General features: G+C 70.9%; 25 protein-coding genes, 4 tRNA genes and 1 pseudogene. 14 read left to right on the top strand and 16 right to left on the bottom strand.

Translation table 11 applies throughout. The features are described from left to right. Nucleotides 1-73: 73 nt before the first annotated feature. The 3 genes from NIE79_RS10280 to NIE79_RS10290 all read left to right on the top strand — a co-directional run bounded on the left by NIE79_RS10280 (nt 74) and on the right by NIE79_RS10290 (nt 2,819). Nucleotides 74-907, top strand: coding sequence for a class I SAM-dependent methyltransferase (locus NIE79_RS10280; protein ID WP_238678325.1), 834 nt, complete (start codon nt 74-76; stop codon nt 905-907). 4 nt (nt 908-911) lie between these two features. Then, nucleotides 912-1,730, top strand: a complete 819-nt coding sequence (locus tag NIE79_RS10285; RefSeq protein ID WP_238678326.1) for an MOSC domain-containing protein — start codon at nt 912-914, stop codon at nt 1,728-1,730. Between the two features lie 99 nt (nt 1,731-1,829). Continuing rightward, nucleotides 1,830-2,819 carry an expansin EXLX1 family cellulose-binding protein gene (locus NIE79_RS10290; protein ID WP_238678327.1) on the top strand — a complete coding sequence of 330 codons (990 nt, stop codon included), beginning with the start codon at nt 1,830-1,832 and terminating at the stop codon, nt 2,817-2,819. A 4-nt stretch (nt 2,820-2,823) separates the two neighbouring features. Here the strand turns inward: NIE79_RS10290 and NIE79_RS10295 are convergent, their stop codons facing one another. The 4 genes from NIE79_RS10295 to bcp all read right to left on the bottom strand — a co-directional run bounded on the left by NIE79_RS10295 (nt 2,824) and on the right by bcp (nt 4,940). Further along, complete coding sequence (locus tag NIE79_RS10295) at nt 2,824-3,351, bottom strand: GNAT family N-acetyltransferase (protein WP_238678328.1); 528 nt, start codon at nt 3,349-3,351, stop codon at nt 2,824-2,826. A gap of 91 nt (nt 3,352-3,442) precedes the next feature. Beyond that, nucleotides 3,443-3,525: transfer RNA gene (locus NIE79_RS10300), tRNA-Leu, on the bottom strand. Nucleotides 3,526-3,830: 305 nt separating this feature from the next. Then, a complete protein-coding gene (locus NIE79_RS10305) occupies nt 3,831-4,433 on the bottom strand; it encodes an HNH endonuclease signature motif containing protein (RefSeq protein WP_238678329.1) in 603 nt (200 codons plus the stop codon). Nucleotides 4,434-4,463: 30 nt separating this feature from the next. Continuing rightward, nucleotides 4,464-4,940: a thioredoxin-dependent thiol peroxidase gene (gene bcp, locus NIE79_RS10310; protein ID WP_238678330.1), complete on the bottom strand. Its 477-nt coding sequence runs from the start codon at nt 4,938-4,940 to the stop codon at nt 4,464-4,466. Between the two features lie 172 nt (nt 4,941-5,112). On the opposite strand from bcp, the gene NIE79_RS10315 reads away from it, so the two are divergent. Genes NIE79_RS10315 through NIE79_RS10330 form a run of 4 tightly spaced genes read left to right on the top strand, consistent with a single transcriptional unit; the run spans nt 5,113 to nt 7,791 of the window. Beyond that, the gene (locus NIE79_RS10315) at nt 5,113-5,829 is read left to right on the top strand and encodes an energy-coupling factor ABC transporter permease (RefSeq protein ID WP_238678331.1); all 717 of its coding nucleotides are present in this window, start codon (nt 5,113-5,115) and stop codon (nt 5,827-5,829) included. Beyond that, nucleotides 5,826-6,251 (top strand): PDGLE domain-containing protein, encoded by a 426-nt coding sequence (locus tag NIE79_RS10320; protein ID WP_238678332.1) that lies wholly within the window; start codon nt 5,826-5,828, stop codon nt 6,249-6,251. The genes NIE79_RS10315 and NIE79_RS10320 overlap by 4 nt, the downstream gene beginning before the upstream one ends. A gap of 14 nt (nt 6,252-6,265) precedes the next feature. After that, nucleotides 6,266-7,036: a cobalt ECF transporter T component CbiQ gene (gene cbiQ / locus NIE79_RS10325; protein ID WP_238678333.1), complete on the top strand. Its 771-nt coding sequence runs from the start codon at nt 6,266-6,268 to the stop codon at nt 7,034-7,036. After that, the gene (locus NIE79_RS10330; protein ID WP_238678334.1) at nt 7,033-7,791 is read left to right on the top strand and encodes an energy-coupling factor ABC transporter ATP-binding protein; all 759 of its coding nucleotides are present in this window, start codon (nt 7,033-7,035) and stop codon (nt 7,789-7,791) included. The genes cbiQ and NIE79_RS10330 overlap by 4 nt, the downstream gene beginning before the upstream one ends. On the opposite strand, the gene NIE79_RS10335 is transcribed toward NIE79_RS10330, so the two are convergent. The 4 genes from NIE79_RS10335 to NIE79_RS10350 are packed head-to-tail and all read right to left on the bottom strand — an operon-like array spanning nt 7,775 to nt 10,740. Beyond that, nucleotides 7,775-8,887, bottom strand: a complete 1,113-nt coding sequence (locus NIE79_RS10335) for a hypothetical protein (RefSeq protein WP_238678335.1) — start codon at nt 8,885-8,887, stop codon at nt 7,775-7,777. The genes NIE79_RS10330 and NIE79_RS10335 overlap by 17 nt on opposite strands. Beyond that, nucleotides 8,884-9,600, bottom strand: coding sequence for a DsbA family protein (locus NIE79_RS10340; RefSeq protein ID WP_238678336.1), 717 nt, complete (start codon nt 9,598-9,600; stop codon nt 8,884-8,886). Before NIE79_RS10340 ends, NIE79_RS10335 begins: the two co-directional genes overlap by 4 nt. Then, nucleotides 9,593-10,117 carry a MauE/DoxX family redox-associated membrane protein gene (locus NIE79_RS10345; RefSeq protein WP_238678337.1) on the bottom strand — a complete coding sequence of 175 codons (525 nt, stop codon included), beginning with the start codon at nt 10,115-10,117 and terminating at the stop codon, nt 9,593-9,595. Before NIE79_RS10345 ends, NIE79_RS10340 begins: the two co-directional genes overlap by 8 nt. A 32-nt stretch (nt 10,118-10,149) precedes the next feature. Beyond that, the gene (locus NIE79_RS10350) at nt 10,150-10,740 is read right to left on the bottom strand and encodes a sigma-70 family RNA polymerase sigma factor (RefSeq protein ID WP_238678338.1); all 591 of its coding nucleotides are present in this window, start codon (nt 10,738-10,740) and stop codon (nt 10,150-10,152) included. 172 nt (nt 10,741-10,912) lie between these two features. Between NIE79_RS10350 and NIE79_RS10355 the strand changes: the two genes are divergently transcribed. From NIE79_RS10355 to NIE79_RS34200, 3 genes are all read left to right on the top strand, one after another. Further along, entirely contained in the window at nt 10,913-12,580 is a 1,668-nt protein-coding gene (locus NIE79_RS10355) for a copper resistance CopC/CopD family protein (protein WP_238678339.1), read from the top strand. Between the two features lie 17 nt (nt 12,581-12,597). Continuing rightward, entirely contained in the window at nt 12,598-13,332 is a 735-nt protein-coding gene (locus NIE79_RS10360; protein WP_238678340.1) for a YcnI family copper-binding membrane protein, read from the top strand. 150 nt (nt 13,333-13,482) lie between these two features. Continuing rightward, nucleotides 13,483-14,511, top strand: coding sequence for a hypothetical protein (locus tag NIE79_RS34200; protein ID WP_372471440.1), 1,029 nt, complete (start codon nt 13,483-13,485; stop codon nt 14,509-14,511). 95 nt (nt 14,512-14,606) lie between these two features. Here NIE79_RS34200 and NIE79_RS10370 read toward each other — a convergent pair whose 3' ends face one another. Beyond that, nucleotides 14,607-15,890 (bottom strand): glycosyltransferase 87 family protein, encoded by a 1,284-nt coding sequence (locus tag NIE79_RS10370; protein WP_238678341.1) that lies wholly within the window; start codon nt 15,888-15,890, stop codon nt 14,607-14,609. Between the two features lie 72 nt (nt 15,891-15,962). Here NIE79_RS10370 and orn point away from each other — a divergent pair, with 72 nt between their 5' ends. Both orn and NIE79_RS10380 read left to right on the top strand, forming a co-directional pair. Further along, entirely contained in the window at nt 15,963-16,553 is a 591-nt protein-coding gene (gene orn / locus NIE79_RS10375) for an oligoribonuclease (protein WP_091393455.1), read from the top strand. A gap of 112 nt (nt 16,554-16,665) precedes the next feature. Then, a tRNA-His gene (locus NIE79_RS10380) sits at nt 16,666-16,741 on the top strand. Between the two features lie 110 nt (nt 16,742-16,851). On the opposite strand, the gene NIE79_RS10385 is transcribed toward NIE79_RS10380, so the two are convergent. Next, the gene (locus NIE79_RS10385) at nt 16,852-18,144 is read right to left on the bottom strand and encodes a L,D-transpeptidase (protein ID WP_238678342.1); all 1,293 of its coding nucleotides are present in this window, start codon (nt 18,142-18,144) and stop codon (nt 16,852-16,854) included. A gap of 248 nt (nt 18,145-18,392) precedes the next feature. Continuing rightward, nucleotides 18,393-19,655, bottom strand: coding sequence for a L,D-transpeptidase (locus tag NIE79_RS10390; RefSeq protein WP_238678343.1), 1,263 nt, complete (start codon nt 19,653-19,655; stop codon nt 18,393-18,395). Nucleotides 19,656-19,842: 187 nt separating this feature from the next. Between NIE79_RS10390 and NIE79_RS10395 the strand changes: the two genes are divergently transcribed. Then, nucleotides 19,843-19,918, top strand: a tRNA-Lys gene (locus NIE79_RS10395). Between the two features lie 104 nt (nt 19,919-20,022). Here NIE79_RS10395 and NIE79_RS10400 read toward each other — a convergent pair. Beyond that, complete coding sequence (locus NIE79_RS10400) at nt 20,023-21,687, bottom strand: Na+/H+ antiporter (RefSeq protein ID WP_238678401.1); 1,665 nt, start codon at nt 21,685-21,687, stop codon at nt 20,023-20,025. A 228-nt stretch (nt 21,688-21,915) separates the two neighbouring features. Between NIE79_RS10400 and NIE79_RS10405 the strand changes: the two genes are divergently transcribed. After that, nucleotides 21,916-21,991, top strand: a tRNA-Lys gene (locus tag NIE79_RS10405). A 28-nt stretch (nt 21,992-22,019) separates the two neighbouring features. Here the strand turns inward: NIE79_RS10405 and NIE79_RS10410 are convergent. The 4 genes and pseudogenes from NIE79_RS10410 to NIE79_RS10420 all read right to left on the bottom strand — a co-directional run bounded on the left by NIE79_RS10410 (nt 22,020) and on the right by NIE79_RS10420 (nt 24,552). After that, nucleotides 22,020-23,204, bottom strand: a complete 1,185-nt coding sequence (locus NIE79_RS10410; protein ID WP_238678344.1) for an MFS transporter — start codon at nt 23,202-23,204, stop codon at nt 22,020-22,022. A gap of 66 nt (nt 23,205-23,270) precedes the next feature. Beyond that, nucleotides 23,271-23,381, bottom strand: a pseudogene (locus NIE79_RS34265) (YnfA family protein); the annotation flags it as partial. 73 nt (nt 23,382-23,454) lie between these two features. Then, nucleotides 23,455-23,871 (bottom strand): hypothetical protein, encoded by a 417-nt coding sequence (locus NIE79_RS10415; RefSeq protein WP_238678345.1) that lies wholly within the window; start codon nt 23,869-23,871, stop codon nt 23,455-23,457. Nucleotides 23,872-24,207: 336 nt separating this feature from the next. Next, a complete protein-coding gene (locus NIE79_RS10420; protein ID WP_238678402.1) occupies nt 24,208-24,552 on the bottom strand; it encodes a YnfA family protein in 345 nt (114 codons plus the stop codon). Between the last annotated feature and the right edge of the window lie 110 nt (nt 24,553-24,662).

Below are 24,662 nucleotides of genomic sequence, written 5' to 3' on the forward strand. Positions count from 1 at the left end.
TCCATCCGGCTGTACATCCTGACCAAAAGACTTTTCCCCGCAAACGATTGCCTGAAGCTGGTATGAAGCAGCGGTGGACGCCACGCAGCTGCGCCGAGCCATCGCCCGTACCCCACTCGCACCCGTCGCCGCATTCCCCAAGCGGCTCGCCCGGGTCGCCCGCCACGACGCCAAGGTGCTGCGCGCCTCGGCCCGATGGTTGGTCACCTCCCGTGAACATCACAACTACACGTACGAGCTGACCAAGCTCAGTCGCCACCACCTGACCTGGTTCGTCAGCGTCGTCTGCGACATCCCGGTCAAGCAGGTCCGGGGCTACGTCGCCGAAATCGAGTCCGACGACGTGCTGCGGCACCACATCGAGCAGGCCACCGCCACCGCAGCCCGCCGTGGTCTCGCCGACAAGAAGGTCCGCTACGCCCGACGCGTCGGCTGGTACGCGATCGTCCGGGCCACCCACCCCGCGCACGTGGTGGAAACCGGCGTGGACAAGGGGTTGGGCACCTGCGTCCTCGCGTCCGCCCTGCTGCGCAACGCCCAGGAGGGGCACCCGGGCCGGGTCACCTCGCTGGACATCAACCCCGAGGCCGGCTACCTCGCCCGGGTCGCGCCGTGGTCGGAGGTCGTCGACCTGGTAATCGGCGACTCGATCGCCTCGATCGGCGCGCTGGACCGCCCGGTCGACCTGTTCCTGCACGACAGCGACCACAGCCGCGCCCACGAGAAGCGCGAGTTCGACGCCGTGGAGCCCAAGCTCGCCCCCGGCGCGATCCTGCTCACCGACAACGTCACCAGCACCAACGTGCTCGCCGAACATGCCGAACGCACCGGCCGGCGGTTCCTCGCCTACCGGGAGAGCCCGGCCAACCACTGGTACCCGGGCGACGGGATCGGCGTGGCATGGTAGCCGGGTGCGGCTGACCTCGATTCACACGTACCCCATCAAGGGTTGTCACCGGCTCGACCACGACGCCGCGTTCGTGCACCAGTGGGGCCTGGCCGGCGACCGGCGCTGGATGATCGTGGACGCCGACGGGGTCGGCGTCACCCAGCGGGAGACGACCCGGCTCGTCGGCCTGCGCGCCGCCGTGCGCCCCGGGGGTCTGTCGCTGCGCGCCGACGGGCAACCCGACCTCGACGTGCCCGAGCCGGCCGGCGGCGAACCGGTAGCGGTGCGCACCTTCCGCAGCCGCACGTTCCCGGTCCCCGCGCTGCTGGCCGGCCAGGCGGCCGACGACTGGCTCGGCACCCTGCTCGGCCGACCGGTCCGACTGGCCTGGCTGGCCCAGCCGACCCGTCACCTGGCCGCCGGCACCCGCGAACACGACACCGGTGACCAGGTCAGTTTCGCCGACGCCTACCCGGTGCTGCTGGCGAACGCCTCTTCCCTCGACGCCCTCAACGACTGGCTCGCCGAAGTGGGGGAGGAACCCGTGCCGATGACCCGCTTCCGACCCAACCTGGTCGTCGACGGTGCGTCGGCCTGGGCCGAGGACGACTGGGTCGGTCGGCGGCTGCGCATCGGCGACCGGGTGTTCCAGGCCGCCGGGCCGTGCGACCGCTGCGTGGTGACCACCACCGACCAGGAGACGGGGGTACGCACCAAGGAGCCGCTGCGCACCCTCGGACGGCACCGCAACGTCAAGCAGAAACTCCTCTTCGGACTGAACCTGGTGCCGCTCGACAGTGGACCCCTGGCGGTGGACGCCCCGATCGTCATAGCGCCCTGACCGGCAATCGACACCCCACGGTCACCGTCCGTCGATGCTGTCTTAGCTTTGGCTTAGCCGGCTTGTCGGTACCCGACCGGGTCCGGCAGCATCGCCGTCGTGACGGACGGAAGCGCTGTCGACATCAACATCGACCTGGACCATCCTCCAGAGGACCGGCCCGCGCCGTCGTCCGGCGCGAAGCCCTGGCTGGTCGCCACCGGCGTCACCATCCTCGCCGCGACGCTCGGGCTCACCCTCACCCTGCGCTCCGGCTCCACCCCGGCCTGCGCCGCCGGCCGGACGCTGGCCGCCGCACCACCCACCGGCACCGCCACGAAGACCGGCAAGGCCACCTTCTACGACTCCAAGGGCGCCGGCGGCAACTGCTCGAACCCGGCTGCCCCGGCCAACCGGCTCTACGTCGCGCTCGGCCCGACGGAATACTCCGCCGGTGCCGCCTGCGGCGGATTCCTCGACGTCGTCGGCCCCAAGGGCACCGTCCGGGTGCTCATCATGGACCAGTGCCCGGAGTGCGAGCCCGGCCACCTCGACCTGTCCCGCGAGGCGTTCGCCCGGATCGCCGACCCGGTCCAGGGCCTCGTCCCGGTCACCTACCGCGCGGTGGTCAACCCACCGCTGCCCGGACCACTCACCTTCCGGATCAAGGAGGGGGCGTCGCAGTGGTGGTTCGCCGTCCGCGTCGGCAACCACGGCAACCCGCTGCGGTCCGTCGAGGTCCGGCAGCGCGACAGCGACCCCTGGCAGTCGGCCGCCCGGCAGGACTACAACTACTGGCTGATCGCCTCCGGCGCCGGGCCGGGCCCGTTCAACCTCCGCGTCACCGACGTGTACGGAAACCGGGTCACCGCCGGCGGCATCCGGATGGCACCGGGCCAGGTGCAGAACAGCACGGTCCGGATGTACGCACCCGGTGGCGGAGCGGCCCCACGTCGTCCCTCCGCGTCGACCCGACCACCGAGCAACCGACCCTCCGTCACGCCGACGCCGACCCGTCGCCCGGTCGAGGTGGCGAGGACGAGCGCTCCGGCCACCGACGCGCCGACCACCAGCTCGGCCCGGGCCAACGCCCGGTGGTGCGAAGGCTGACCGGTCAGTCGGCGTCCGTCAGATCGAGCCACATCAGGATCTCGTCCCGGTTGTCATCCGGTGCGACCCGCAACGCGCCCGGCAGCCGGCCGATCTCCCGGTACCCGAGGCGACCGTAGAACTTGTCCAACCCCAGCCCGTCGCGCACAGTGACGTGCAGCGCCTCGTGGCCCAACGCCCTGCCCAGCCGGGCAGCCTCCACCATCAGCGCCGAGCCGTAGCCGGCGCCCTGGGTGTTTGGGTGGACCATCACCCGCTTTAGCACGCACCAGTGCGCGGTGAGCGGGAAACGGTTGTCACTGAAGATCAGCATTGCCGCCAGCCGGTCCCCGGAGTAGCCGACCAGCAGCCGGTCCGGTCCGTCGGCGATGCCGGCGAAAGTCGGACCGGCGGTGACGTGCACGTCGGTGGCGGTGACCGGTGGCACGAAACCGACAGCCCCGCCAGCGTTGCTGACGTCCACCCAGAGGTCGACGATCTCGGCACGCAGCTGCGGGGTCAGGTCAGGATCGAGGACGAAGCGCAGACTCACGCTCGCCATCCTGACCCAACGAGCAGGCCCACGACCCGCGACAGTGACGCGCGCGACAACCACCGTCCAACACGTGGGTTTCGTTGCCCTGTGCGGGAGAGGGGATTCGAACCCCCACATCCTTCCGGATACAGGTTCCTAAGACCTGCGCGGCTGCCGTTACGCCACTCCCGCCAACCCGCTGAGTCTAGAGCGTCTGGCGTCGGCGGTGTTGAGCCCGGCCTCCCTGAGGATGGTCGAGATCGTGCCGTGGCCCACCCTGCATCCCCCATCAGGCAGGTTGCGGAGAATGCCGGACAGCCGCTTCGGTCCGACATCCGGGTGCGCCAGCGCCTGTTCTATTACTGCGTCGCGATGAGCCCTCGAACGCCACCTGCGGCTCGGACGCGGTAGCAACACGCCGTCCTGCTCGAGCCTTCGCCGAACCTTGTGCAGATACGCCGGGGTCCAGCCCAACTGCCGTGCCGCCTCCAGTGCTGTCAACTGCTGTGCGTCGACCCGACCGAACAGGTCGACGAGTTCCCCCCTGGTGGCCGCTCGGCGATCGGGGTCGGCTGTCCGTTGGGGGCATCCTTTCCATCGGTCGGCGTCGCGAGGATGGGGAGATCAGAAGCCCGGTTCCGCCGGCCGGCGTAGGTGGCGGTCTGGCTGTGGCAGTTCGGGCAGAGGATCCGCAGGTTCGGTGGCCGGTTGTCGAGGAAGTCCCCGTTGATGTGGTCGACGTGCAGGATGAGCGACGCGCCACGCCAGACCGGACCTATCCCACATTCCTCGCACTCCTCCGGCACGCCGAGCGTGCCCAGCGCCCATTTCAACCGCACGCCGGGTGTCCGGCGGGACCCGTCGGGCAGCACAACCAGGAGCTGCGCGGAGGTGGTGCGCCGTTGACCGCGCCGCCCCTTGTTGTGGGCCTGCCTGGTGAAGTGCGACGTGTCGATGCCGAACCTCTTGAGCTGTCGGCTGATGTGCGCGTGCGAGCCACCGCTGACGCGTACGCCCAGCAACCGCATCACCTCGGTGATGTTGCGGGCGACGGCGGCAGCGGCGGCCAGCGCTTCGGGCGTGTATTTGTATCGAACCACTGACGGACCGTAGCGAACCGGTACGACAGGTCAGTCCAGGTCGAGGTCGCGGCGGAGCTTGGCGACGTGCCCGGTGGCCTTGACGTTGTAGAGCGCCCGCTCGACCTTGCCGTCGGCGTCGATCACGAACGTCGAGCGGATCACGCCGGTGACGGTCTTGCCGTAGAGCTGCTTCTCGCCGTACGCGCCGTAGGCGGTCAGCACCGCCGTGTCCGGGTCCGACACCAGCGGGAAGGTGATGGCGTCGCGCTCGCGGAACTTCGCCAGCTTCTCCGGCTTGTCCGGGGAGATGCCGACGACCTCGTAGCCGGCGGCCTGGAGTGAGGCGAGTGAGTCGCGGAAGTCGCAGGCCTGCTTGGTGCACCCGGGGGTCATCGCGGCCGGGTAGGCGTACAGGACGACCTTGCGACCTCGCAGGTCGGCGAGGGAGAGCTGGTCGCCGGTGTCGGTGGCGAGGGTGAACTCGGGCGCGGGGTCACCGGGGGAGAGGCGGTCGGGCGAGGTCATGGCCCCGACCCTACCGCCGCGCCGCCGACCGGCCGAGCACCAATGGGCTGGCGGGGCCTGGCCTGGAGTGATCAAGCCCATGCGTTGTTGCCAGAGTCTGGCAACAGCGATGCTTGGGAAATAGGCTAACCCACGCTGGCCCGGTCGGGCCCGCTGACGCGTGGGAGGTCGCGTGGAGACACTGGCGATGCACATCTCGAACGGGATCATCGACGGTCCCGTGGCAGCGATCTTCGCTGCGCTCGCTCTTGCCGCGCTCACCGCCTGCGTTCTGCGCGGCCGGCGCGACCTGGATGACCGGCTGGCCCCGATGGCCGGCCTGGTGGCGGCGTTCATCTTCGCCGTCCAGATGCTCAACTTCCCGATCTTCACGGCCGGTGTCAGTGGCCACCTGCTCGGTGGCGCGCTCGCCGCCATGCTGGTCGGGCCGTGGGTCGGCGCGCTCTGCGTGGCCGTGGTGCTGGTCGTACAGGCACTGATCTTCGGTGACGGCGGCGTGGCGATGCTCGGCCTCAACATCACGAACATGGCGTTGCTCGGCACCGCCGCGGCGTACGCGCTGATCGCGCTGCTGCTGCGGGTGCTGCCCCGCACGCGGGCCGGTCTGGCCGTCACCGCGTTCGTCGCCGCGACGCTCAGCGTGGTGGTGGCGTCGCAGGGCTTCGTCCTGGAGTACTGGCTGGGTGGCACCACCGACCTGGGCAACAACCTGGGTGGCCTGGCCGGCACGATGGCCGGCGTGCACCTGCTGATCGGTATCGGCGAGGGCCTGATCACCGCGACCACGGTGCTCACCGTCGCGAAGGTTCGCCCCGACCTGGTGTACGCGCTGCGTTCCCTGCGTACGCCCGCCGCCCCCGCCGTCCCGGTAGCCGGAGGTGTCCGATGAAGAACCGCTCCTGGGCCTTCCTGGCCGGCGGTCTGCTGGTCGCGTTGCTGCTCGCCGGCGTGGTGAGCAACTACGCCTCGTCCCACCCGGACGGGCTGGACTCGTCCCTGCTCAAGGGCTGCACCGTCGACGCCGACGACAACATCGTCGGGGGCAGTTGCCCGGCCCAGCAGGCCCGCGACCACGAGTTGGCCGACAGCCCGCTCGCCGACTACGGCGTACGGGGCGTGCGGAACAGCTTCGTCTCCACCGGCCTCTCCGGGGTGCTCGGGGTGCTGGTCACCTTCGCGATCGGGGCCGGCGGGTTCTGGCTGCTGCGCCGTCGAGGCGGCACGCCGACCGACGCTGACGCGGCGACTCCCACCGAGGGCGACCCGGCGACGTCCGGCGACGTCCGGCGCCGCGCCGACGCGGCCAGCTGAGCAGGGGTACGCGGATGGGGGCCGGTCACGGGCACGTGCTCTACCGCGAGTCGGACTCGCCGGTGCACCGGCTCCCGCCCGAGGTCAAGATCGTGGCGATGGTGGTCTTCACCCTCGCCGTGGTGGCCACCCCACGCGAGGCGTTCTGGGCCTTCGGCGCGTACGCCGTGCTGGTGGCGGTGGTGGCGGCGCTGGCCCGGGTGGGGCCGCGGTGGTTGCTCAGCCGAGCGTTGATCGAGCTGCCGTTCGTGTTGTTCGCCGTCGCCCTGCCGTTCCTCGGCAGCGGCGACCGGGTCGAGGTGCTGGGCCTGCGGCTGTCCGAGGACGGGCTGCACGGCGCCTGGAACATCCTGGCCAAGGGCACCCTGGGGGTGCTCGCCTCGCTGCTGCTCGCCGCGACCACCACCACCCGGGACCTGATCGTGGGGCTGGACCGGCTGCACTGTCCGCAGGTGCTGACCCAGATCGCCACGTTCATGCTGCGCTACCTCGACGTGTTGGTCGGCGAGGCGCGGCGGATGCGGGTGGCCCGGATCTCCCGGGGTGACGACCCGCGTTTCCTGTGGCAGTTGCGCGGCTTCGCCGCCGGGATCGGGGCGTTGTTCCTGCGCGCCTTCGAGCGCGGCGAGCGGGTCTATCTGGCGATGCTGTCGCGGGGTTACACCGGGCGGATGCCCGCCATGTGGCAGGGCGAGGGTGCGGCGAGCGCCGGTCAGTGGCTGGTCGCGGCGACAGTGCCGGTGTTGGCGGCCTCCATCGCCGCCACCGCCGTCGTACTGTCATGATCGGTGTCGTGCAGACCGCTGTCTCGCTGGACGTTCGGGGTGTTCGTTACTCGTACCCGGACGGGCACGTCGCCCTTCAGGGGGTCGACCTGACCGTGCCGCGGGGCGACCGGGTGGCGCTCCTCGGGCCCAACGGCGCCGGCAAGACCACGCTGGTGCTGCACCTCAACGGCATTCTCACCCCTACCGAGGGCAGCGTGAGCGTCGGCGGGCTGACTGTCACCCCGGACCGGGCCACCCTGGCCGAGGTGCGCCGCCGGGTGGGCATCGTCTTCCAGGACCCGGACGACCAGTTGTTCCTGCCCACCGTGGCGGAGGACGTGGCGTTCGGGCCGGCGAATCTGGGTCTGCGCGGGGCCGACCTGACCGCCCGGGTGGACGAGGCGCTCGCCGCGGTGGGGATGAGTGAGCACCGGGGCCGGGCCCCGCAGCACCTGTCGTTCGGGCAGCGCCGCCGGGTGGCGGTGGCCACAGTGCTCGCCATGCACCCGGAGATCCTGGTGCTCGACGAGCCGTCGTCGAACCTGGACCCGGCGGCCCGTCGGGAACTCGCCGAGATCCTGCGCGGCCTGCCGGTGACACTGCTGATGGTCACTCACGACCTGCCGTACGCGGCGGAGCTGTGCGAGCGCTCGGTGATCCTGGACAACGGCCGGATCGTCGCGGACGCCCCCACCAGAACCCTGCTCAACGATGCCCCCCTGCTGGCGAGACACCGCCTGGAACTCCCCCACGGCTTCACCCCGCAGCCGTAGACCCACTCCCGGCCGTCTCGACCCGAGGTGCTGCCGCTGTGGTGCGGGAGGTGGCGTGCAGGCGCAGGATGCCGGCGGCTGTCGCGCCGGCGCCGGTGATCAGGAAGAGCGCCACCATCACCCGGGCGGCCTCGGGTGACCAGGGCACCGGGGCGATGGCGCGGGCGAACACGGCGGCGTTCGAGGCTCCGGCGAAGAGCGCCAGGCAGGCCCCGGCCAGCGCGACCACGAAGTCGGCGGCCGGGCGGCGGCTCAGCGCGTACCAGCCGGCGGCGATCGCGCCGACACCGGTGAGCAGGGACCAGATCTGCCCGGAGAGCAGCCCGACCAGCACCCCGCCCGCGCCCTGGGCGCCCGCGTCCAGCTCCCGTCCCACCGGGTACCCGACGGCCAGCGCGCCGCCGACGATCAGCAGCACGCCGAGCGCGGACAGCGCGCGGGCGCCGGCCGGGGCGGTGGCGGTGAACAGGCCGAGTGCGCCCACCGCGAGCAGCCCCACGATGCTCACCGCCCACCAGGTGTACGCGTCCGGCGGCGGCAGCCAGTCCAGCGTGCCGCCGATCACCAGCGGGTCGGTGCCGTCGCGCAGTGGGATGGTCCAGTCCCGGACCCGGTGCTCGCGGTCCGGCGCGGCGCGTACCGCGGCCGGTGGCGCCGACTCCTGCCACAGGGCGCGCTGGTCGTGCCAGCGCGCTGTGGTGCCGTCGTCGATCCGTCGCCAGGACGGTGCGGCGGCCGGGTCGGCCTCGGCCGGGAGCGCGGTGTCCCCGGTGATGGTGCGGTTCAGGTACGTGGCGGGGGAGTGGCTGTTCTCGAAGACCCCGTCCGGGCCGACGCGCAGGTACGGCTCACCGGAGTAGCCGATGACCTCGATGGCGCGGCCGGTGCGGTTGGTCAGCTCCAGTCGGGCGCCCGCCTCGATGACGCGTACCTCGAGCCCTGGCCGCGCCGGTGCGACCCCGGTGGTCCGGGTGCGGTAGTCGGTGCCGTCCGGTGCGTCCGCGCCGTGCGCGGCGGCGGGCGCCGCGCTGGTCAGTGTCACCAGGCCGGCTGCGGCGGCGACCAGGCCGGCGCGGCCCAGCAGGGTACGGATCACTTGCCGGCCGCCGCCACGGCTGCGGTGAGTGCGTCCGGGGTGGGGTTCTCGACGGCTTGACCGTTGACCTTGACGGTCGGCGTGCCGGTGACCTTGCTCTGGCTGGCGTCCTCGGTGACGTGTTCGGTCCAGGTCCGGTACGTCTCGTCCTTCACGCAGCCGCCGAAGGAGCCGCGGTCGAGGCCCACGCTGGTGCCGATGTCGATGAGCTTGTCGTCGGTGAGCCCGGCGCTGCCCTCCGGCGGCTGCTGGGCGAAGAGCGCCTTGGCGTACTCGTGGTACTTGCCGCCGGCCGCGGCGCAGCCGGAGGCGGCCGAGGAGCGGGTGGAGTACTCGGTGGTGGAGAAACGGTTGAGGAACGCGACCGGGTGGTAGACCACTGTCGCCTTGTTCTCGGCCACCAACTGTTCGAGCGTCGACCCGCTGGTCTGCTCGAACTGCTTGCAGGCCGGGCAGAGGAAGTCCTCGTAGACGTCGACGGTGACCGGCCCGCCGCCGGTGACGATGCCGGTGCCGGCCGCGTTGGCGCCGGGCGGGGTGGTGAAGCTGTCGGAGCGCTGGCTGGACCAGACGGCCCACCCGATGCCGCCGGCGATGACCAGGACGAGGACCGCGGCGGCGGAGACCCAGATCGTGCGGCGGCGGCGCCGTTCGCGGGCCAACTGCTCGCGGACCACCCGGGCGGCGTCCCGCTGCCCCTTGCGACTACTCATCCTCGTCCTCCACAACGGGTTCGCCGGACAACCACCCGTCCACCGATACCGGCGTACGCGGCCAGATCAGCAGAAATCCGGCCAGAACCAAGAATCCCAGGTCCCGGAGGATCTCCGGGAGGTAACTGGGTGCCTGCCCCGCAGCCAACTGCCCGCCGCTGCCGAAGCAGCCGCAGTCGATGGCCAGCCCACGCGCCCAGGCCGAGGCGATCCCCACGATGAAGACCACCAGCAGCGCGGCGGACACCCCGGCGACGAGCCGGGTGGCCAGCCCGAGCAGCAGCAGCACGCCCAACGCCAGCTCGACGAAGGGCAGCGCCGCACCGATCACGGTCGCCACGTCGTACGGCATCACCTGGTACGCGTTGACAGCCCGCCCGGAGGCGGCGAGATCGCTGACCTTCGACGCGCCCGCGACCAGCCAGACGGCGGCGAGGCCGAGTCGGGCCGCGATGCCGAGCCACGGGCGGACCACTGGCCAACGGCCGCCCCGGGTGGAAGGTGCTGTCACGCTCATTTGTCGTCCCGTCCGCGCCGGAAGTTCCCCGTTCAGCCGGTCAGGGCGTCGCCGACCGCCTCGACCAGGTCGTCCCGGGCCCGGGCGACCCGGGACCGGATGGTGCCCACCGGCACCCCTTCGACGGCGGCGGCCTCGGCGTACGACAGGCCGAGCAGTTGGGTGAGCACGAACGCGGAGCGCCGCTCGGGGCCGAGGCGGCGGACCAGGTCGGCGGCGCCGAACTGGCCGGCCGGGTCCGGGTGCGGCCGGTCGGTGTACGCATTCGCCGCCAGGCGCTCGTCGAGCCGTCGACGCCTGATGACAGTGCGCAGGTGGTCGGCGCAGGCCCGGCGGGCGATGCCGAGCAGCCAGGTGCGGACGCTGGAGCGACCCTCGAAGGCGGGGAGTGCCCGAAACGCCCGCAGGTAGGTTTCCTGGGTCAGGTCGTCGGCGCTGTCCGGGTCGACCAGGGCGGCGGCGAACCGCCACACCTCGGCCTGGGTCAGCCGGACGAACGCCGCCTGGGCGATGGGGTCACCGTCGCGGGCGGTCAGCGCCCACTCGGTGGCCGGGTCCCGGGCGACCTCGTCGACCGGTTCTGCCGGACCGGCGGCACCGGGGTCACGCGGGACAGGGATCACGACACATCAGGTTACGCGGCAGTCGGCGGCGCGTCAGGGTCGTTCGGCCCTTGGATGGTCTGCGCCACGTCGGGAACTTTTCCCCGACCCCTGCCGACTACCAGTTCATGACGTGCGACCACCGACGCCCCCACCCCCCTCGGGTCGCCGAAGGGGACACCCATCGGCGACCATGGCCGGCATGACTGTCGCCCCCCGCCGCTGGGCCGCCAGGCTGGCCGCAGCCGCCGGCCTCCTGGTCACCGTCGTCGCCTTGTTGATCGCGCCAGCTACCTCCGCCAGCGCCCACGCGGTGCTGGAGAGCAGCAGCCCGGCCGCCGCCTCCATCGTGCCGAGCGGGCCGTCCGAGGTGGTCCTCACCTTCAGCGAGTCGGTCCGCAAGGTGCCCGGCAAGATCCGGATCATCGCGCCGGACGGTTCCCGGGCCGACCGGGGCGAACCGTCGTTCAGCGGCGGCGTGGTGACCATCCCGGTGGACCCGGCCGGCGCCCGCGGCACCTACCTGGTCAGCTTCCGGGTGATCTCCGCCGACAGCCATCCGGTCTCCGGGGCGTTCACCTACTCGGTCGGCGCACCCTCGACCCCACCCGTCGACTCCGGCACTGACAGCCGCGCCAACCCGGTGGTGGAGACGGCGGTGAAGGTGGCCCGCTTCCTCGGCTACGCCGGCCTGGTGCTGCTGGTGGGGCCGGCTCTGGTGCTCGCCGCGCTCTGGCCCCGACGGCTCTCCCGGCGGGGGCCGACCCGGCTGGCCTGGACCGGCCTCGGGCTGGTGGCCGTCGCCACCCTCGCCGACTTGTGGTTGCAGGTGCCCTACACGGCCGGCGGTGGTCTCTTCGACGTCACCGGCGAGGGGTTCGGCAGTGTGTTCGGCAGTGCCTTCGGCGCCGCCCACCTGGTCCGGCTCGGCCTGCTGGCGGCGTCCGTCTTCCTGCTCCGCCCGCTGCTGGCCCGACCCGCCGGCCGCGCGGACGCGATCATCCTGGCCGTGCTCGGCGGCGCGGCACTGCTGACCTGGCCGCTGGCCGGGCACCCGGCGGCCTCCCCGGCGCCGGCGGTCTCCGTGGTGGTCGACGCGATCCACCTGGGCAGCATGGCGGTCTGGCTGGGTGGTCTGCTCATGCTCGCCGTCTTCCTGCTGCGCCAGGCCGACGAGCGGGAGTTGGGCGCGATCCTGCCGATCTGGTCGCGCTGGGCGGCGCTCGCCGTCTCGGCGCTGCTGCTGGCCGGCACCGTCCAGGCGCTGATCGAGGTGGCCACCCTGCAGGCGCTCTTCGACACCACGTACGGGCGCCTGCTGCTCGCCAAGATCGGGTTGTTCGCGCTGGTCATCGCCGTGGCCGCGTACTCCCGGAAGTTGGTGCGCAGCCGCGTCGCGGCGCAACGCCCGGTGCCGGTGCGCCGGGCGGTCCTGGTGGAGCTGGCCGTCACGGTGGTGGTGCTGGCCGTGTCCGCAACGCTCGTGCAGACCACTCCCGCGCGCACCGCCGGAGCCGCCCCGTCCGCCGGGGCCGAGGCTGGCCTGTTCAGCACCAGGCTCTCCAGCCCGCTCCTGTCCGTCGAGGTCGAGGTGAGCCCCGCCGAGCGGGGCAACAACTCGGTGCACCTGTACGCGTACGACAAGGCCAACCAGCCACTGCTGGTGGCGGAGTGGAAGGCGACAGTCGCGCTGCCCTCGGCCGGGATCGAGCCGATCGAGGTGCCGTTGCTCAGGTTGACGGACAGTCATGCCTACGGCGACATCAGCCTGCCGACCGCCGGCGAGTGGCAACTGAAGATCACCGCCCGAACGACCGACATCGACCAGGCCACGGTGACCGCCACCGTGCCCATTCGTTAGAGAGGTTCGCGAAACCCATGACCCGATTCCGGCGTACCGCAACCGCCGCTGCCGCCCTGGCGTTCACCGCCGCCGCCACCGCTGTGCTCGGCTTCGCCGGACCGGCGTCCGCGCACGTCACGGTGAACCCGAAGGAGGCGACCCAGGGCGGCTACGCCCGGGTGGCGTTCCGGGTGCCCAACGAGAGCGACACCGCGTCGACCACCAAGCTTGAGGTCGTGCTGCCGGAGAACGCCCCGGTCGGCTCGGTGTCGACGATGCCGGTGCCCGGTTGGACGGTCACCACGGAGAAGCGCAAGGTGGACCCGCCGATCGAGGTGCACGGCAGTCAGCTCACCGAAGCGGTCTCCAAGATCACCTGGACGGCCACCGGCGACGCGGGGGTGAAGCCGGGCCAGTTCCAGGAGTTCCCCGTCTCGATGGGGCCGCTGCCGCAGGTCGACTCGATGATCTTCAAGACCCTGCAGACCTACTCGGACGGCAACATCTCCCGGTGGATCGACGATCCGGCGCCGGGCGCCGAGGAGCCGGAGCACCCCGCCCCGGTGCTCACCCTGGCCGCCGCCGCGGCGCCGGCGGGCTCGGCCACGCCGACCGCGGCCGTGGCCTCGCCCGACGACGATGACGACGACGACGGCAACGGGCTCGCCGTCGGCCTCGGTGTGGCAGGTCTCGTCGCCGGTCTCGCCGGCCTGGTGCTGGGCGGGCTGGCGTTCACGCGTACCCGCCGGGAGCCGGTCGCCAAGGCCTGATCCCTGTTCCACCCGCTGGCCCACCGGATTGTCCGGCGGGCCAGCGTGCTTTCCGGAGCCGATGCCGACCGTGCCGTGGATATCCCCTGATCAGACCGTGTACGTCGGTAAGGTCGGCCGGGTATTTGGCTACGGAGGGGGACGGTGCGGATGCGGTTCGTGCGGGTGATCGCCGGAGTGCTGCTGTTGGTAGTGGGAATTCCGGCGCTGTTCGCCGGTGGCGGGCTGTGGCTGGTGACCCGACACGCCGACCCCGGCGGGTCCTTCGCCGCCCGCTTCGAAACGGTCCGCACGCCCGGTCACGCGGTAGTGGTCACCGACCTCGACCGGTTGCTGCGGCAGGAGGCGCCCTTCGCGCGTACCGCGCAGACCCGGCTGCGCCTGGACGCCCGCAGCACGGGCGGGCCGGCCTTCGTCGGGTTGGCACCCACCGCAGAGGTGCGTGGCTGGCTGGAGGCGACGCCGCACGCCACTGTCCGCCGGGTGGCGCTGGCCCGGGGTCCGCTGCCGGTCCGGCTCGACCCGGCCGGCCCCGCCGCCGACACCCCGGGCGTCGCGACGCCCGACGGGCCGGTCACGCCGCTGGGCCGGCCCTTCTGGGTACGCGAGGGGATCGGCTCGCTGGAGTGGAGTGCTGACGACCTCGACGGCGAACCCATGAGCCTGGTGGTGATGCGCCCCGACGGCGAGGCCGACCTTGCCCTGGACCTGCGCGCCGAGTTGCGGGCCGGGTGGACCGGCCCGGCCACCTGGGGTCTGCTGACCGTCGGCGTGCTGCTGGTGGTGTGCGCGGCGCTGCTCCTGCTGCGGCCGCTACGGCCACGCGAGGTGATCTTCGTGGTCGAGCCGGATCAGGTGCCGGTGCTCGCCGGCCGGCTCGGCGTCACCTCGCTGAGTGGCCTGGGCCCCCGGCAACCGGATCCGACTCCGCCGTTGCCGGCGCGACAACTCGCACCGGTCGGCTCCGGAGCCCCGGAACCCGCCCGGCCGGCGATCGGCGCGGCACGCGCTGCCACCCTCGCCGACCTGGACGAACCGGTCCGGCTGCCTCGCCCACCGGAGGTGACGCTGAGTCTCGCCTGGCCGCCGGCCGACACGGACGAGCCCACGGCCCGGCCAGTGGCGGCCGCACCGGGCGACGATCCGGCCCGTGGTGGCCCGGCCGGTGGCGGTGGGTGAGACGGCGAGTGGCCCTCCGCGCTGCCGACGCGGAGGGCCACCCTCACCGGGGGATCGGTGCTACCCGAGCGACGCTTGAGGTAGATGAGGACAGGTTAGCGCCGAACGTGGCTACTCGGGAGGTCTGTCCAATTGGTGCGATTTTCCGCACTGAGCCCCGAGCGCACCGGCAACGCCGCCAGCAGCAGCAGACTGAGCAGCACGTAGGTGTTCTGCACGACGAAGTCCACCGGGTCGTGGGTGCGGACCGGTCCCGCGCCCCAGGCCTGGAACGTCACCACCCCGTAGATGGTCACGGCGGTGATGCCCAGCGCGAGCCCGGCCAGCCACCGACGCCGGCGTGTCTCGTCCGGGCGGTCGGCGCTCAACGCCGCGTCGGCGAGCAGCACCACCGCCGGCACGAACCAGTAGATGTGGTGGGTCCAGGTGATCGGGCTGGCCAGGGCGCCGACCAACCCGGTCAACGTCAGGCCCGTCAACGGGTCACCGGCCCGCGCCGCCCGGGCGGCGCGCCACAGCCCGTAGCCGGCGACGGCGGCGACCACCAGCAGCCAGAGCAGCCGGTCCGGCTTCCCCGGCTCGGTGAACCGGCTGAGCAGGCCGAACAGCGACTGGTTGCCGACGATGTCGGTGCGTCCGACCCGCTCGGTGGTCCACAGCTCGTGCGTCCAGAACCGCCACGAGTCACCGGGGGCGATCGCCGCCGCGAGCAGGGTCGCCGCCGCCGCTGTCGCGCTCGCCACCGCCGCGGCCCGCCACCGCCGGGTGGCCAGCAGGTACACGATGAAGATGCCGGGAAAGAGCTTGAGCGCCGTCGCCAGCCCCACGCCCACCCCGGCCCAGCGTCGCGCCTGCGGTACCGCGAACAGCAGGTCGGCCAGGATCAGCACTATCAGCAGCATGTTGATCTGGCCGAAGGTGATCGTCTCGCGGATGCTCTCCACCGCCAGCACCAGCAGGACGGCGGCGATCAGGGTGAACGTTCGGGGCAGGTCGTGTCGGGCGATCACCGGGGTCACCAGCCACCGAGTGGTCAGCACCACTGCCAGCACGGTGAGCGCCGTGAAGATCGCCACGGTGGCGCCGAGCCGCAGCAGACCGAACGGCCACAGCAGCAGCGCGCTGAATGGTGGGTAGGTGAAGTACAACTCGCCCTGCACCCGGTCGGGCTGGACGTAGTCGTAGAGCGGGTGGCCGACGCGCCACCAGTCCATCGCGGACATGTAGATCTTGAGATCGAAGAAGTTGTGCACGAGACCGGGCAGGTACAGCGCTGGCAGCACAGCACCGAGGGCCACCACCGCTACCAGACGACGGACCGTACGGCCGCCAGGATCGTCTTCGGTGACGGCGGGCGGTGCGACGGGTTCTGCTGGCACCCCGAAACCCTAGCGGTCCGGTCCGCCGAGAGCGCGCAGCCGCGGGGCGTGGGCTGCGCGTAGGCTGTCCCGGTGGCTGATCTCCTCGTCTGGATCGACTGTGAGATGACTGGGTTGGACCTCGGCAGGGACAAACTGATCGAGGTTGCGGCACTGGTCACCGATCCCGACCTCAACGTGCTCGGTGACGGTGTCGACGTGGTCATCCACGCCGACGAGGCGGCACTGGAGGGGATGCCGGAAATCGTGCAGACGATGCACGCCAAGTCCGGCCTCACCGAGGAGGTCCGTCGTTCGGCGGTCACCCTCGCCGAGGCCGAAGACCTGGTCTTGGACTACGTGCGCACCTTCGTCAAGGACCCGCGGACGGCGCCGCTCTGCGGCAACTCGATCGCCACCGACCGGGGCTTCATCGCCCGGGACATGCCGCGCCTCGACGCGCACCTGCACTACCGGATGATCGACGTGTCGTCGATCAAGGAACTCTGCCGCCGCTGGTACCCGAGGGTGTACTTCGGTCAGCCGCAGAAGGGTCTCGCGCACCGGGCGCTGGCCGACATCCGGGAGAGCATCCGGGAGTTGGAGTACTACCGGCGCACCGTCTTCGTTCCGCTGCCCGGCCCGGATGTCGAGACCGCCAAGGCCATCGCCGCCGAACTCTGACCGCGGCAGTTCGTCCCGGGGAGCAGGGAACCCGCTGGACGAGGCGCGCTGCGGTGTGGCTATTATTGGTCCGCACCCCGCCCGGAGCGATCGTCCGGGCGACGGCGGCATGGTGGCTGTAGCTCAGTTGGCAGAGCACCGGGTTGTGGTCCCGGTTGTCGGGGGTTCAATTCCCCTCAGTCACCCCACTGGTTTCACTGCTCAGGCCCCCTCCTCGGAGGGGGCCTGAGTCGTTGCAGGGGTGAAAGAGGGGACCACGCGAAAGCCCCCTCCGAGGAGGGGGCTTCCGTCGGGTGGCTCAGGCGGTCGGCGTGGGGGACGGGGTGACCGTCCCGGCCGGGGTCGGGGTGGCGGCGTCCGGGTCGGCCGGAGGCTCGTACGGAAGGGCACTGCCCTTGACGTACTCGTCCCAGCTCATGTTCCAGTCGGTCCAGCCGTTGCCGTTCTGGAGCTTGCGCTCGGTGCCCTTGACCGTGATCGGGTCGCCGATCTGGGTGTTCTTGAAGAGCCAGTCGCCGTTGGCCATCGACACGTTAACGCAGCCGTGCGACACGTTAGTGGTGCCCTGCTGACCCTCGGACCAGGGTGCCGCGTGGATGAACTCCCCGCCCCAGGTGAGGCGCTGCGCGAAGTCAATCTTGGTGCGGTAGCCCTCCTCCGGGCCCAGCTCCTCGAACGTGTCGAAGACCGTCTTGCGCAGCTTCTCGATCACGACCATGGTGCCGCTGGACGACGGGGTGCTCTTCTTGCCCAGGCTGACCGGGATGGTCTTGATCACAGAGCCGTTGCGGGTCACCGTCATCCGCTTGGTCTTGTTGTCCACAGTCATGACCACCGCCGCGCCGATCTTGACGTCCACCGAGAGGTCCGCGCGGCCGTACCAACCCGCACCCATCGGCAGGCCGCCGGCCTGTACCCGGTAGGAGACCTTGCTGTCGGGCTTCCAGAACTCCTTCGGCCGGTACCGGATCTCGGTGGGGCTGACCCAGTGCCAGATCCCCTCCTGCACCGGGGTCGAGGTGACGCTCATCCGGCGCTGCACGTCGTCGCGGTAGTCCTCCGGGATGGCCCGGCTGAACTTCACGATCAGCGGCATGCCCACCCCGACCACCTGGTTGTCACCGAGGAAGCTGCTCACCCGTACCTGATTGCCGGGCTTGGCCATGGTGGTGAAGGTGCTGGTCGCGGTGGCCGGACGGCCGTCGTCGCCCTTGGCGGTCACGGTGGCCGTGTAGCTCGTGCCGTAGGCGAGCGCGCCGGCCGGCAGCCACGACTTGCCGTCCTTGGCGAGGGCGCCCTCGACCGCCTTGCCGGCGGCGTCCTTCAGCTCGACAGCGGTCTCCACGGCGTCCTTGGTGGTGAAGGTGACGCCGGTGGACGCCGGCACGTCCTTGGCGTCGGCCGCCGGCTCACTGATCGTCGCGGCGGCCTTCGGTGCCGGGTTCTCGCCCCCGCCGTGCCACGAGGACGGCTTGCCGCCGTCGCCGTCGGTGCAGGCCGAGGTGAAGGCCAGCGCCACGGCGAGGAGCCCCGCCGCGAACACGCGGCGTCGCCCACCGGGCCTGATCAGCTGGTCCTGGCTAGCTCGCATGAAGTCCCTCACAGTTGTGGTCGCTGCCCCATCGTCTCTTACTGACGCGCCAGAGCCGGCCCCGGTTGCCGAGGGTGAACCGAAACACGCATCAATAGTGCCCAAATTCTGCTACTATCCGGCGTTTCGTGAGCCTGGTTCGTCTCCGTACCGGGAGTGCGGGGGTCGCCGCGCCGTCATCGAGCGGCGGGAGTGCAAGGGTACGCCGGCCCGGCCAACGGCCGAGCCGGCGCAACGATCCCCACGGCTCAGACCGCCGGGCCGGCCCCACCACCGGGCACCGGCAACGCGCTGCCCTTGACGAACTCCGACCAGCTCAGGCTCCACGCCGTCCAACCGTTACCGGCGGCGATCCTGCGCTCGGTGCCCTTGATCGTGATCGGATCACCGATCCGGGTCTTGTCGAACAACCACCTGGCGTTCGCCATCGACACGTTCACACAGCCGTGCGAGACGTTCTGCCGACCCTGCACGTGCTCGGACCAGGGCGCGGCGTGGATGTACTCGCCACCCCAGGTGAGCCGCTGAGCGAACTGGATGTCGGTCACGTAGCGGTTGGCCGGATCCGGGTCGTCGCGGGTGTCGAAGACAGTGGCTTCCTTCTTCTCCATCACCACCATCGTGCCGCTCGACGACGGAGTGCTCTTCTTGCCCAGGCTCACCGGGATGGTGCGCACCGCCGCGCCGTTCTCGTACACAGTCATCTTCTTGTTGGCGTTGTCGACCTTCATCTCGAACGACCGGCCGATCTTCGCGGTGGCCTTGCGGTCGACGTCGCCGTACTTGCCGTTGCTCAACGGCATCCCCGCCAGGGCGATCCGCACGGTGATGGTGGTGCCCGGCTTCCAGTACTCCGGGGCCCGGTAGTAGGCCTGCGTGCCGTTGCTGACCCAGTGCCACGCGCCCGGCTGCGGCGGGTCGGTCCGGACGAACATCCGCTTCTGCACCGCCGCCCGGTCCTTCTTCGGGATGCCCGGGTGGAACTCGGTGACCACCGGCATGGCCACCCCGTAACTCTTGTCGTCGAAGAGGTACAGGCCCGAACCGATTGTCGACTTCGGCTTGGCCATCGTGGTGAAGCTGCTGGTGCCCTGGCTGCTCGTGCCGTCCGACGCGCTCGCCGTCACCGTCGCCGTGTAGCGGGTGCCCCACTTCAGCGGAGCTGACGGCACCCAGGACGAACCATCGGTGCGCAGCTTGCCCTCGACCGAGCCGCCACCGTCCGCCGTCAGGGTGACAGCCGACACCTTCCCGCCGTCCGGGAGCTTCGCGCTGATCTCCGTGCTCACCGGCCGGTTCTTCGTGTCGTTGGCCGGGCTCAGCGTGAGCGGCGGCCCGCTCGGTGTGCTCGGTGTCGAAGGCGCGGCTGAGCCGGGGGTGGCGCTCACGTCCGAGGACGCCCCGCCAACGAATTCCGGCTTCTTCTCGTCGCCGCCGCATCCGGTCAGTGCCAGCGACGCCGCCAGAGTCAGGGCGCCCACCACCGCCCCGGCTCGCGTGAACCGTGCCATGCCCACCTCTGTTCTCGCGTACCTGGCGGACATCGTGCCGCATCACCGCCGCAACTCACGCCCCGATCTTGGCGGCGGTGGCCGGTTTGGGGCTTTTTGCCGGCAAAGCTCGACCGAAGGGGGGACCCGGGGAACCAGATTGGAGCCCCTGTTGGAGGGGTGCTAATGTTCTCTCCGTTGCCGATGAGCGCCGCTAGCTCAACTGGCAGAGCAGCGGACTCTTAATCCGCGGGTTCGGGGTTCGAGTCCCTGGCGGCGCACCAACGATGAAGGTCCTGACCGGGCAGATGTCTGCCGGTCGGGGCCTTTTTCGCGTACGCCGGCGCGGCGAGGTCCGATGCCGGTGGCTGGACCGCGTCGTGGCAGGTCAGCTGGAGGACCGCCGCGGAAGGAGAAGCTCCTCGTGATCGAGTTCACGTTCCAGAACGCGGAGCTCCTCGTCCGGCAGTCGGCCGGAGTCGCGCCAGCGCACGAGTTCCTCGCGCTGCGCGTCGATGGCCGTCCGCCGGATACGAAGCGCCGCCTCGTACGCGGGTGAGGTGGGCAGCTCCGACGAGCCGCTCTGCTCCAGAAGGTCCAGCCGCCCGCGGTAGCGCGCCAGTCGGGCCAGCAGCTGCGTACGGGTGGTGTTGACGGCCACCGCGCTGTCCGGCTCCACCGCGGCAACCTCGTCGAGGCGGGCCAGGGCGGCCTCGACCGCCGCCGAACGGGCCTCGTTGCGTACGCGGGCCTGGTCGGCTTCGTTGGCGCGCAGGCCCAGCATCCGCACGAGCGGCGCGAACGTCAGGCCCTGCCCGACGAGTGTCACCAGGACGACCACGAAGGTGCAGAACAGCAGGAGGTCCCGGTCGGGAAAGGGGGCGCCGCTGTTTGTGGTCAGCGGCAGGGTGAAGATCGCGGCCAGGCTGATCACCCCACGGGTGCCGGACCAGCTCAGTGCCACCACCTCACGAGAGGTGAGTCGGCGGGCGTTGCGGTCGGCACGCTCGATCTGCCGGGCGCTTCCGGGTTCGTCGGGGTCGTCCTGCTCGGAAATGCCGCCCAGCCGGGTGTGCAGCGACCGGGGGAGGGACTGGGTCATCACCAGCCACGCGGGACGCAGCAGGAGCACCACGCCCACCGATACCGCGACGGCGATGACGATTGTCGACGTGTCGTACTGACGCAGGCCCTTGACGACCTCGGGAAGCTGCTGGCCGATGAGCAGGAAGACGAAGCCTTCGAGGAGGAAGTCGACCAACCGCCACACCGCGCTGGTCTGCAGCCGGGCGGCGCCCGAGGTCAGCTGAGGCGTCTTATGGCCAACGATCAGCCCGGCGATCACCACGGCGAGCACCCCGGAGACGTGCAGTTCCTCGCCCAACAGGTAGGCCACGAACGGTGTCGCGAGCGAGATGGCATTCGACAACAGCGGGTCCGCGGTGAACGGTCGGGCCAGACGTACCAGCCAGGCCACTGCCGCTCCCACGGCGACTCCGCCGACCGCCGCCAACACGAACTGACCGACCGCGGACGGAAACGAGAACTCACCACCCACCGCGGCGGCCACCGCGACGCTGAGCATCGTCAGCGCGGTGGCGTCGTTGAGCAGTCCCTCGCCCTGAATGATCGTGACCATCTTCGGTGGCAGGTTCACTCGGCGGCCCACCGCCAGGGCGGCCACCGGGTCGGGCGGCGCGATGGCGGCGCCGACCGCAATCCCGGCAGCGAGCGTCGCCCCGGCGACGAACAGGTGGAACCCGATGCCGACCAGTACCCCGGTGAGGAGCACCAGCAGCACGGACAGGCTGACCACGATGCGGAGGTTCCGGCGGATGTCCAACAGCGAGGAGTCCAGTGCGGCGCTGTAGAGCAACGGTGGCAGCACGATCATGAGCACAAGCTCGGGATCCAGGCCGATGTTGGGGCCGGGGAGCAGCGCGTACGCGATGCCGATGAGCGGCAGGAGCGCCGCGGCCGGTAGACCGGTGCGGGCCGCCACCCACCGCACGACGACGATGACGGCGACAGCGGCGAGCACGAACAACAACATCGAATGGGTGCTCACCTGGCTACTTCCCCCTGGAGCGGCGCGAGGTTCTTCGGATCCACTGCGGGCTCGCGGCCGAGCCGGCCGCTCGGCGCCGGTGGCGCCGGTCAGCAGTAACGAGCGTACCCGCGTGATCAACCGGACCTGGCCGACCGGCCCTGCGGCCCGCCCCACCCGTGCGGCGACGGCGTGTCCCGGGACCGTGCTAACGTCTCGTCCCGTTGTCAGCGAGCGCCGCTAGCTCAACTGGCAGAGCAGCGGACTCTTAATCCGCGGGTTCGGGGTTCGAGTCCCTGGCGGCGCACCAGCAATATTCAGGGGGCATGACCAATTGGTCATGCCCCCTGAATTGCGTTGTCCGGCAGGGCCACGCCGATCACGAGTGGACCACGACGTCCCAGCGCCCACACGATGAGCGCGAAGCAGCAGAGCGCCGTTCCTGCGATGGTGACAGCTGTCCAGCCGCCGGCCGACCAGAGGGCGGTCGCGGCGGCGGAGCCGATGGCGGCGCCGACGAAGTTTCCGGCTGCCAGCGCGGTGTTGAGCCGGCTCCGGGCCTCGTGCGAGAGGGCGAACAGCCGCGCCCGGTTGAGCAGGGCCTGCGTCTGGAGGGCGACGTCGAGCATGACGATCACGATGATGACGAGGACGACGGATCGTACGGCGAACGCCGCGACGACGAATGCGGTGAGGGCCAGTACCCAGGCCGCGCCGGTGGCGGGGAGCGACCAACCGCGATCGTGCAGCCGTCCGCCGCGCAGGCCGGAGAGGACGCCAGCGAGGCCGGCCAACCCGAACAACCCGATCACCGCCACCGGGTACCGGAACGGCGGTTCGCTGAGGAGGAACGTCAGCGCCGTCCAGAACAGCGAGAACGCGGCGAACCCGGTGGCGGCCAGGACCAGCGTCCATCGGACCGCCCGCTCGCGTACGACCACAGCGCCGACCGAGGCGATGAGCTGCGCGTAGGGCATGCGTGTCCGTGGTGCCAGCTGTGGAATCGCGCGGTGGAGCACGATCGCGAGCAGGACGGCGAGGACCGCGGCGAGGGCGAAGATCGTCCGCCACCCGGCGGCGTCGGCGACGAGGCCGCTGATCGTGCGGGAGGCCAGGATGCCGGTGAGGGTCCCCGATCCGACGACGCCCACGATCCGACCGCGCTGGGCGTCGCCGGCAAGGTCTCCGGCGAGCGGGGTGAGGATCTGCCCGGAAATCGTCGTCACGCCGAGCACGCCGAGTGCCAGAAGGAGTACGCCGATCGACGGCGCCAGCGCGCAGAGCAGCAGTGCGGCGGCCGAGGTCAGCAGCATGATCGGGACGAGCCGGCGGCGGTCCAGGACGTCACCGAGCGGTACGAGCAGCAGCACGCCGACGGCGTACCCGAGCTGCGTCGCGGTGACCAGCCAGCCGGCCGTCGCGGTCGTGACGTGTAGATCGCCTGCGATGAAGCCGAGCAGTGGCTGGGCCCAGTACAGGTTGCCGACGGCCACTCCCGCCGCCAACGCGAAAAGGAACGTCAACCGGGGGTTCATCCCTGACGGCGGTGCCATGCGGGGTGCTGCCACCCTGCCACCCTGCCACGCTACGGCGCGGGCCAAGCGTCCGAAGTTCGGGTCGGGTTGGAAGGTGACGACGAATCCGTACGCGCCGAGGGCGATGACTCCGGCAGCGATCCACCACAGGCCGCGGTGCTCGCGTCAGCGTCCTGCCCGGCGAAACGTCGGCGGCGAACGACGGCCGGCCGGCCGAACGCCGGCCGGCCGTCCTCCGTCACGCCACAATGTCCCAGGTCGTTCGACACTTCTCGTCGGAGCCGCCCGCGCCTTTGCGTTCGCAGGCTTCGACATAGACTCTCGTGCCCGGCAGCAGTCTGACGTAATAAGGTTCGGAGCAGGTGCCGCTGCCGTTCGCCGCGTGGAGCGTGACCTTGGCGTATACGGGCTCCCACCAGATGCGGCCAATGGTACGGCGACCGTCCGGCGCGCCCTCGTCGCAGGCACTGAACGACGCATCAATCCCGGAGTTGGTGTAGATGGCGAAGCCGTTGCCGGCGGAGTATGGGTCGGCCGAATACACGACCACGGGGTACCCCGCCAGAGCGGTGCTCGGGGTGGCCACGAGCCCGGTGGCCGTGAGCACCAACGCCATCAGCGTGGCACCGAACCAGCGTGAACTCTTGCGGATCATCGGCAATCTCCTACCGTCGACAAACGACCGGTGTGGTCGTCACGATCGATGATGGGCGCGAGCCGTCTATGAATGACAGACGCGCGGACAGTTCGGAACAGGTCCGAACACCTCCGGTGCACTGCTTGATAGGGACGGCGAGGTACGGCGGACTCCGACCACGGGGTGCTGCTTTGGTTTGAGGAGTCGTTGCAACACCGGCTTTTGCAGCGACCATAGGTGAACGTCGACAACTCGTTCGCCCTGCTATTCGGTCTGATCGATGAGGGCTGCACCCGCATCCTCGGAGCTGTCGAGAGCGAGTCAGATGTCAGTCGCGGAGCTCGTCACGAGCGATCAGGAGCCGCCTGCGGAACGCGGCGCGTACATGATCAGGGCGACGCCGATCAGGCAGATGCCGGCGCCGATGAGGTCCCAGCGGTCGGGCCGGAACTTGTCGACGATCACGCCCCAGGCGAGGGATCCGGCGACGAACACGCCGCCGTAGGCGGCGAGGATGCGCCCGAAGTTCGGGTCGGGTTGGAAGGTGGCGACGAACCCGTACGCGCCGAGGGCGATGACTCCGGCGGCGATCCACCACAGGCCGCGGTGCTCGCGCCAGCCCTGCCAGATCAGCCACGCCCCGCCGATCTCGAACAGGGCGGCGACGACGAACAGCAGGATAGAGCGGACGACGGTCATCCGTGGACCGTACCGATGTGCCCACGGACCCCGATCATGCCGGTGACCCGGTCGACAGGTACCTCCTGGAGCGATGGTGGCGAAGGGGATGGGACAGCAGGGCTGGCCGG

This window comes from Micromonospora trifolii (assembly GCF_022229005.1).
In the GTDB taxonomy this organism is placed as follows: domain Bacteria; phylum Actinomycetota; class Actinomycetes; order Mycobacteriales; family Micromonosporaceae; genus Micromonospora; species Micromonospora trifolii.

Bases quoted from the DNA above. Each gene is read 5' to 3' on its own strand.
- NIE79_RS10330 (WP_238678334.1), top strand. From the start codon at position 7,033: ATGATCGGTGTCGTGCAGACCGCTGTCTCGCTGGACGTTCGGGGTGTT.
- NIE79_RS10390 (WP_238678343.1), bottom strand. From the start codon at position 19,655: ATGGCACGGTTCACGCGAGCCGGGGCGGTGGTGGGCGCCCTGACTCTG.
- NIE79_RS10360 (WP_238678340.1), top strand. From the start codon at position 12,598: ATGACCCGATTCCGGCGTACCGCAACCGCCGCTGCCGCCCTGGCGTTC.
- cbiQ (WP_238678333.1), top strand. From the start codon at position 6,266: ATGGGGGCCGGTCACGGGCACGTGCTCTACCGCGAGTCGGACTCGCCG.
- NIE79_RS10400 (WP_238678401.1), bottom strand. From the start codon at position 21,687: ATGTTGTTGTTCGTGCTCGCCGCTGTCGCCGTCATCGTCGTCGTGCGG.
- NIE79_RS10385 (WP_238678342.1), bottom strand. From the start codon at position 18,144: ATGCGAGCTAGCCAGGACCAGCTGATCAGGCCCGGTGGGCGACGCCGC.
- NIE79_RS10420 (WP_238678402.1), bottom strand. From the start codon at position 24,552: ATGACCGTCGTCCGCTCTATCCTGCTGTTCGTCGTCGCCGCCCTGTTC.
- NIE79_RS10320 (WP_238678332.1), top strand. From the start codon at position 5,826: ATGAAGAACCGCTCCTGGGCCTTCCTGGCCGGCGGTCTGCTGGTCGCG.
- NIE79_RS10345 (WP_238678337.1), bottom strand. From the start codon at position 10,117: ATGAGCGTGACAGCACCTTCCACCCGGGGCGGCCGTTGGCCAGTGGTC.
- NIE79_RS34200 (WP_372471440.1), top strand. From the start codon at position 13,483: ATGCGGTTCGTGCGGGTGATCGCCGGAGTGCTGCTGTTGGTAGTGGGA.
- NIE79_RS10355 (WP_238678339.1), top strand. From the start codon at position 10,913: ATGGCCGGCATGACTGTCGCCCCCCGCCGCTGGGCCGCCAGGCTGGCC.
- bcp (WP_238678330.1), bottom strand. From the start codon at position 4,940: ATGACCTCGCCCGACCGCCTCTCCCCCGGTGACCCCGCGCCCGAGTTC.
- NIE79_RS10415 (WP_238678345.1), bottom strand. From the start codon at position 23,871: ATGATCCGCAAGAGTTCACGCTGGTTCGGTGCCACGCTGATGGCGTTG.
- NIE79_RS10340 (WP_238678336.1), bottom strand. From the start codon at position 9,600: ATGAGTAGTCGCAAGGGGCAGCGGGACGCCGCCCGGGTGGTCCGCGAG.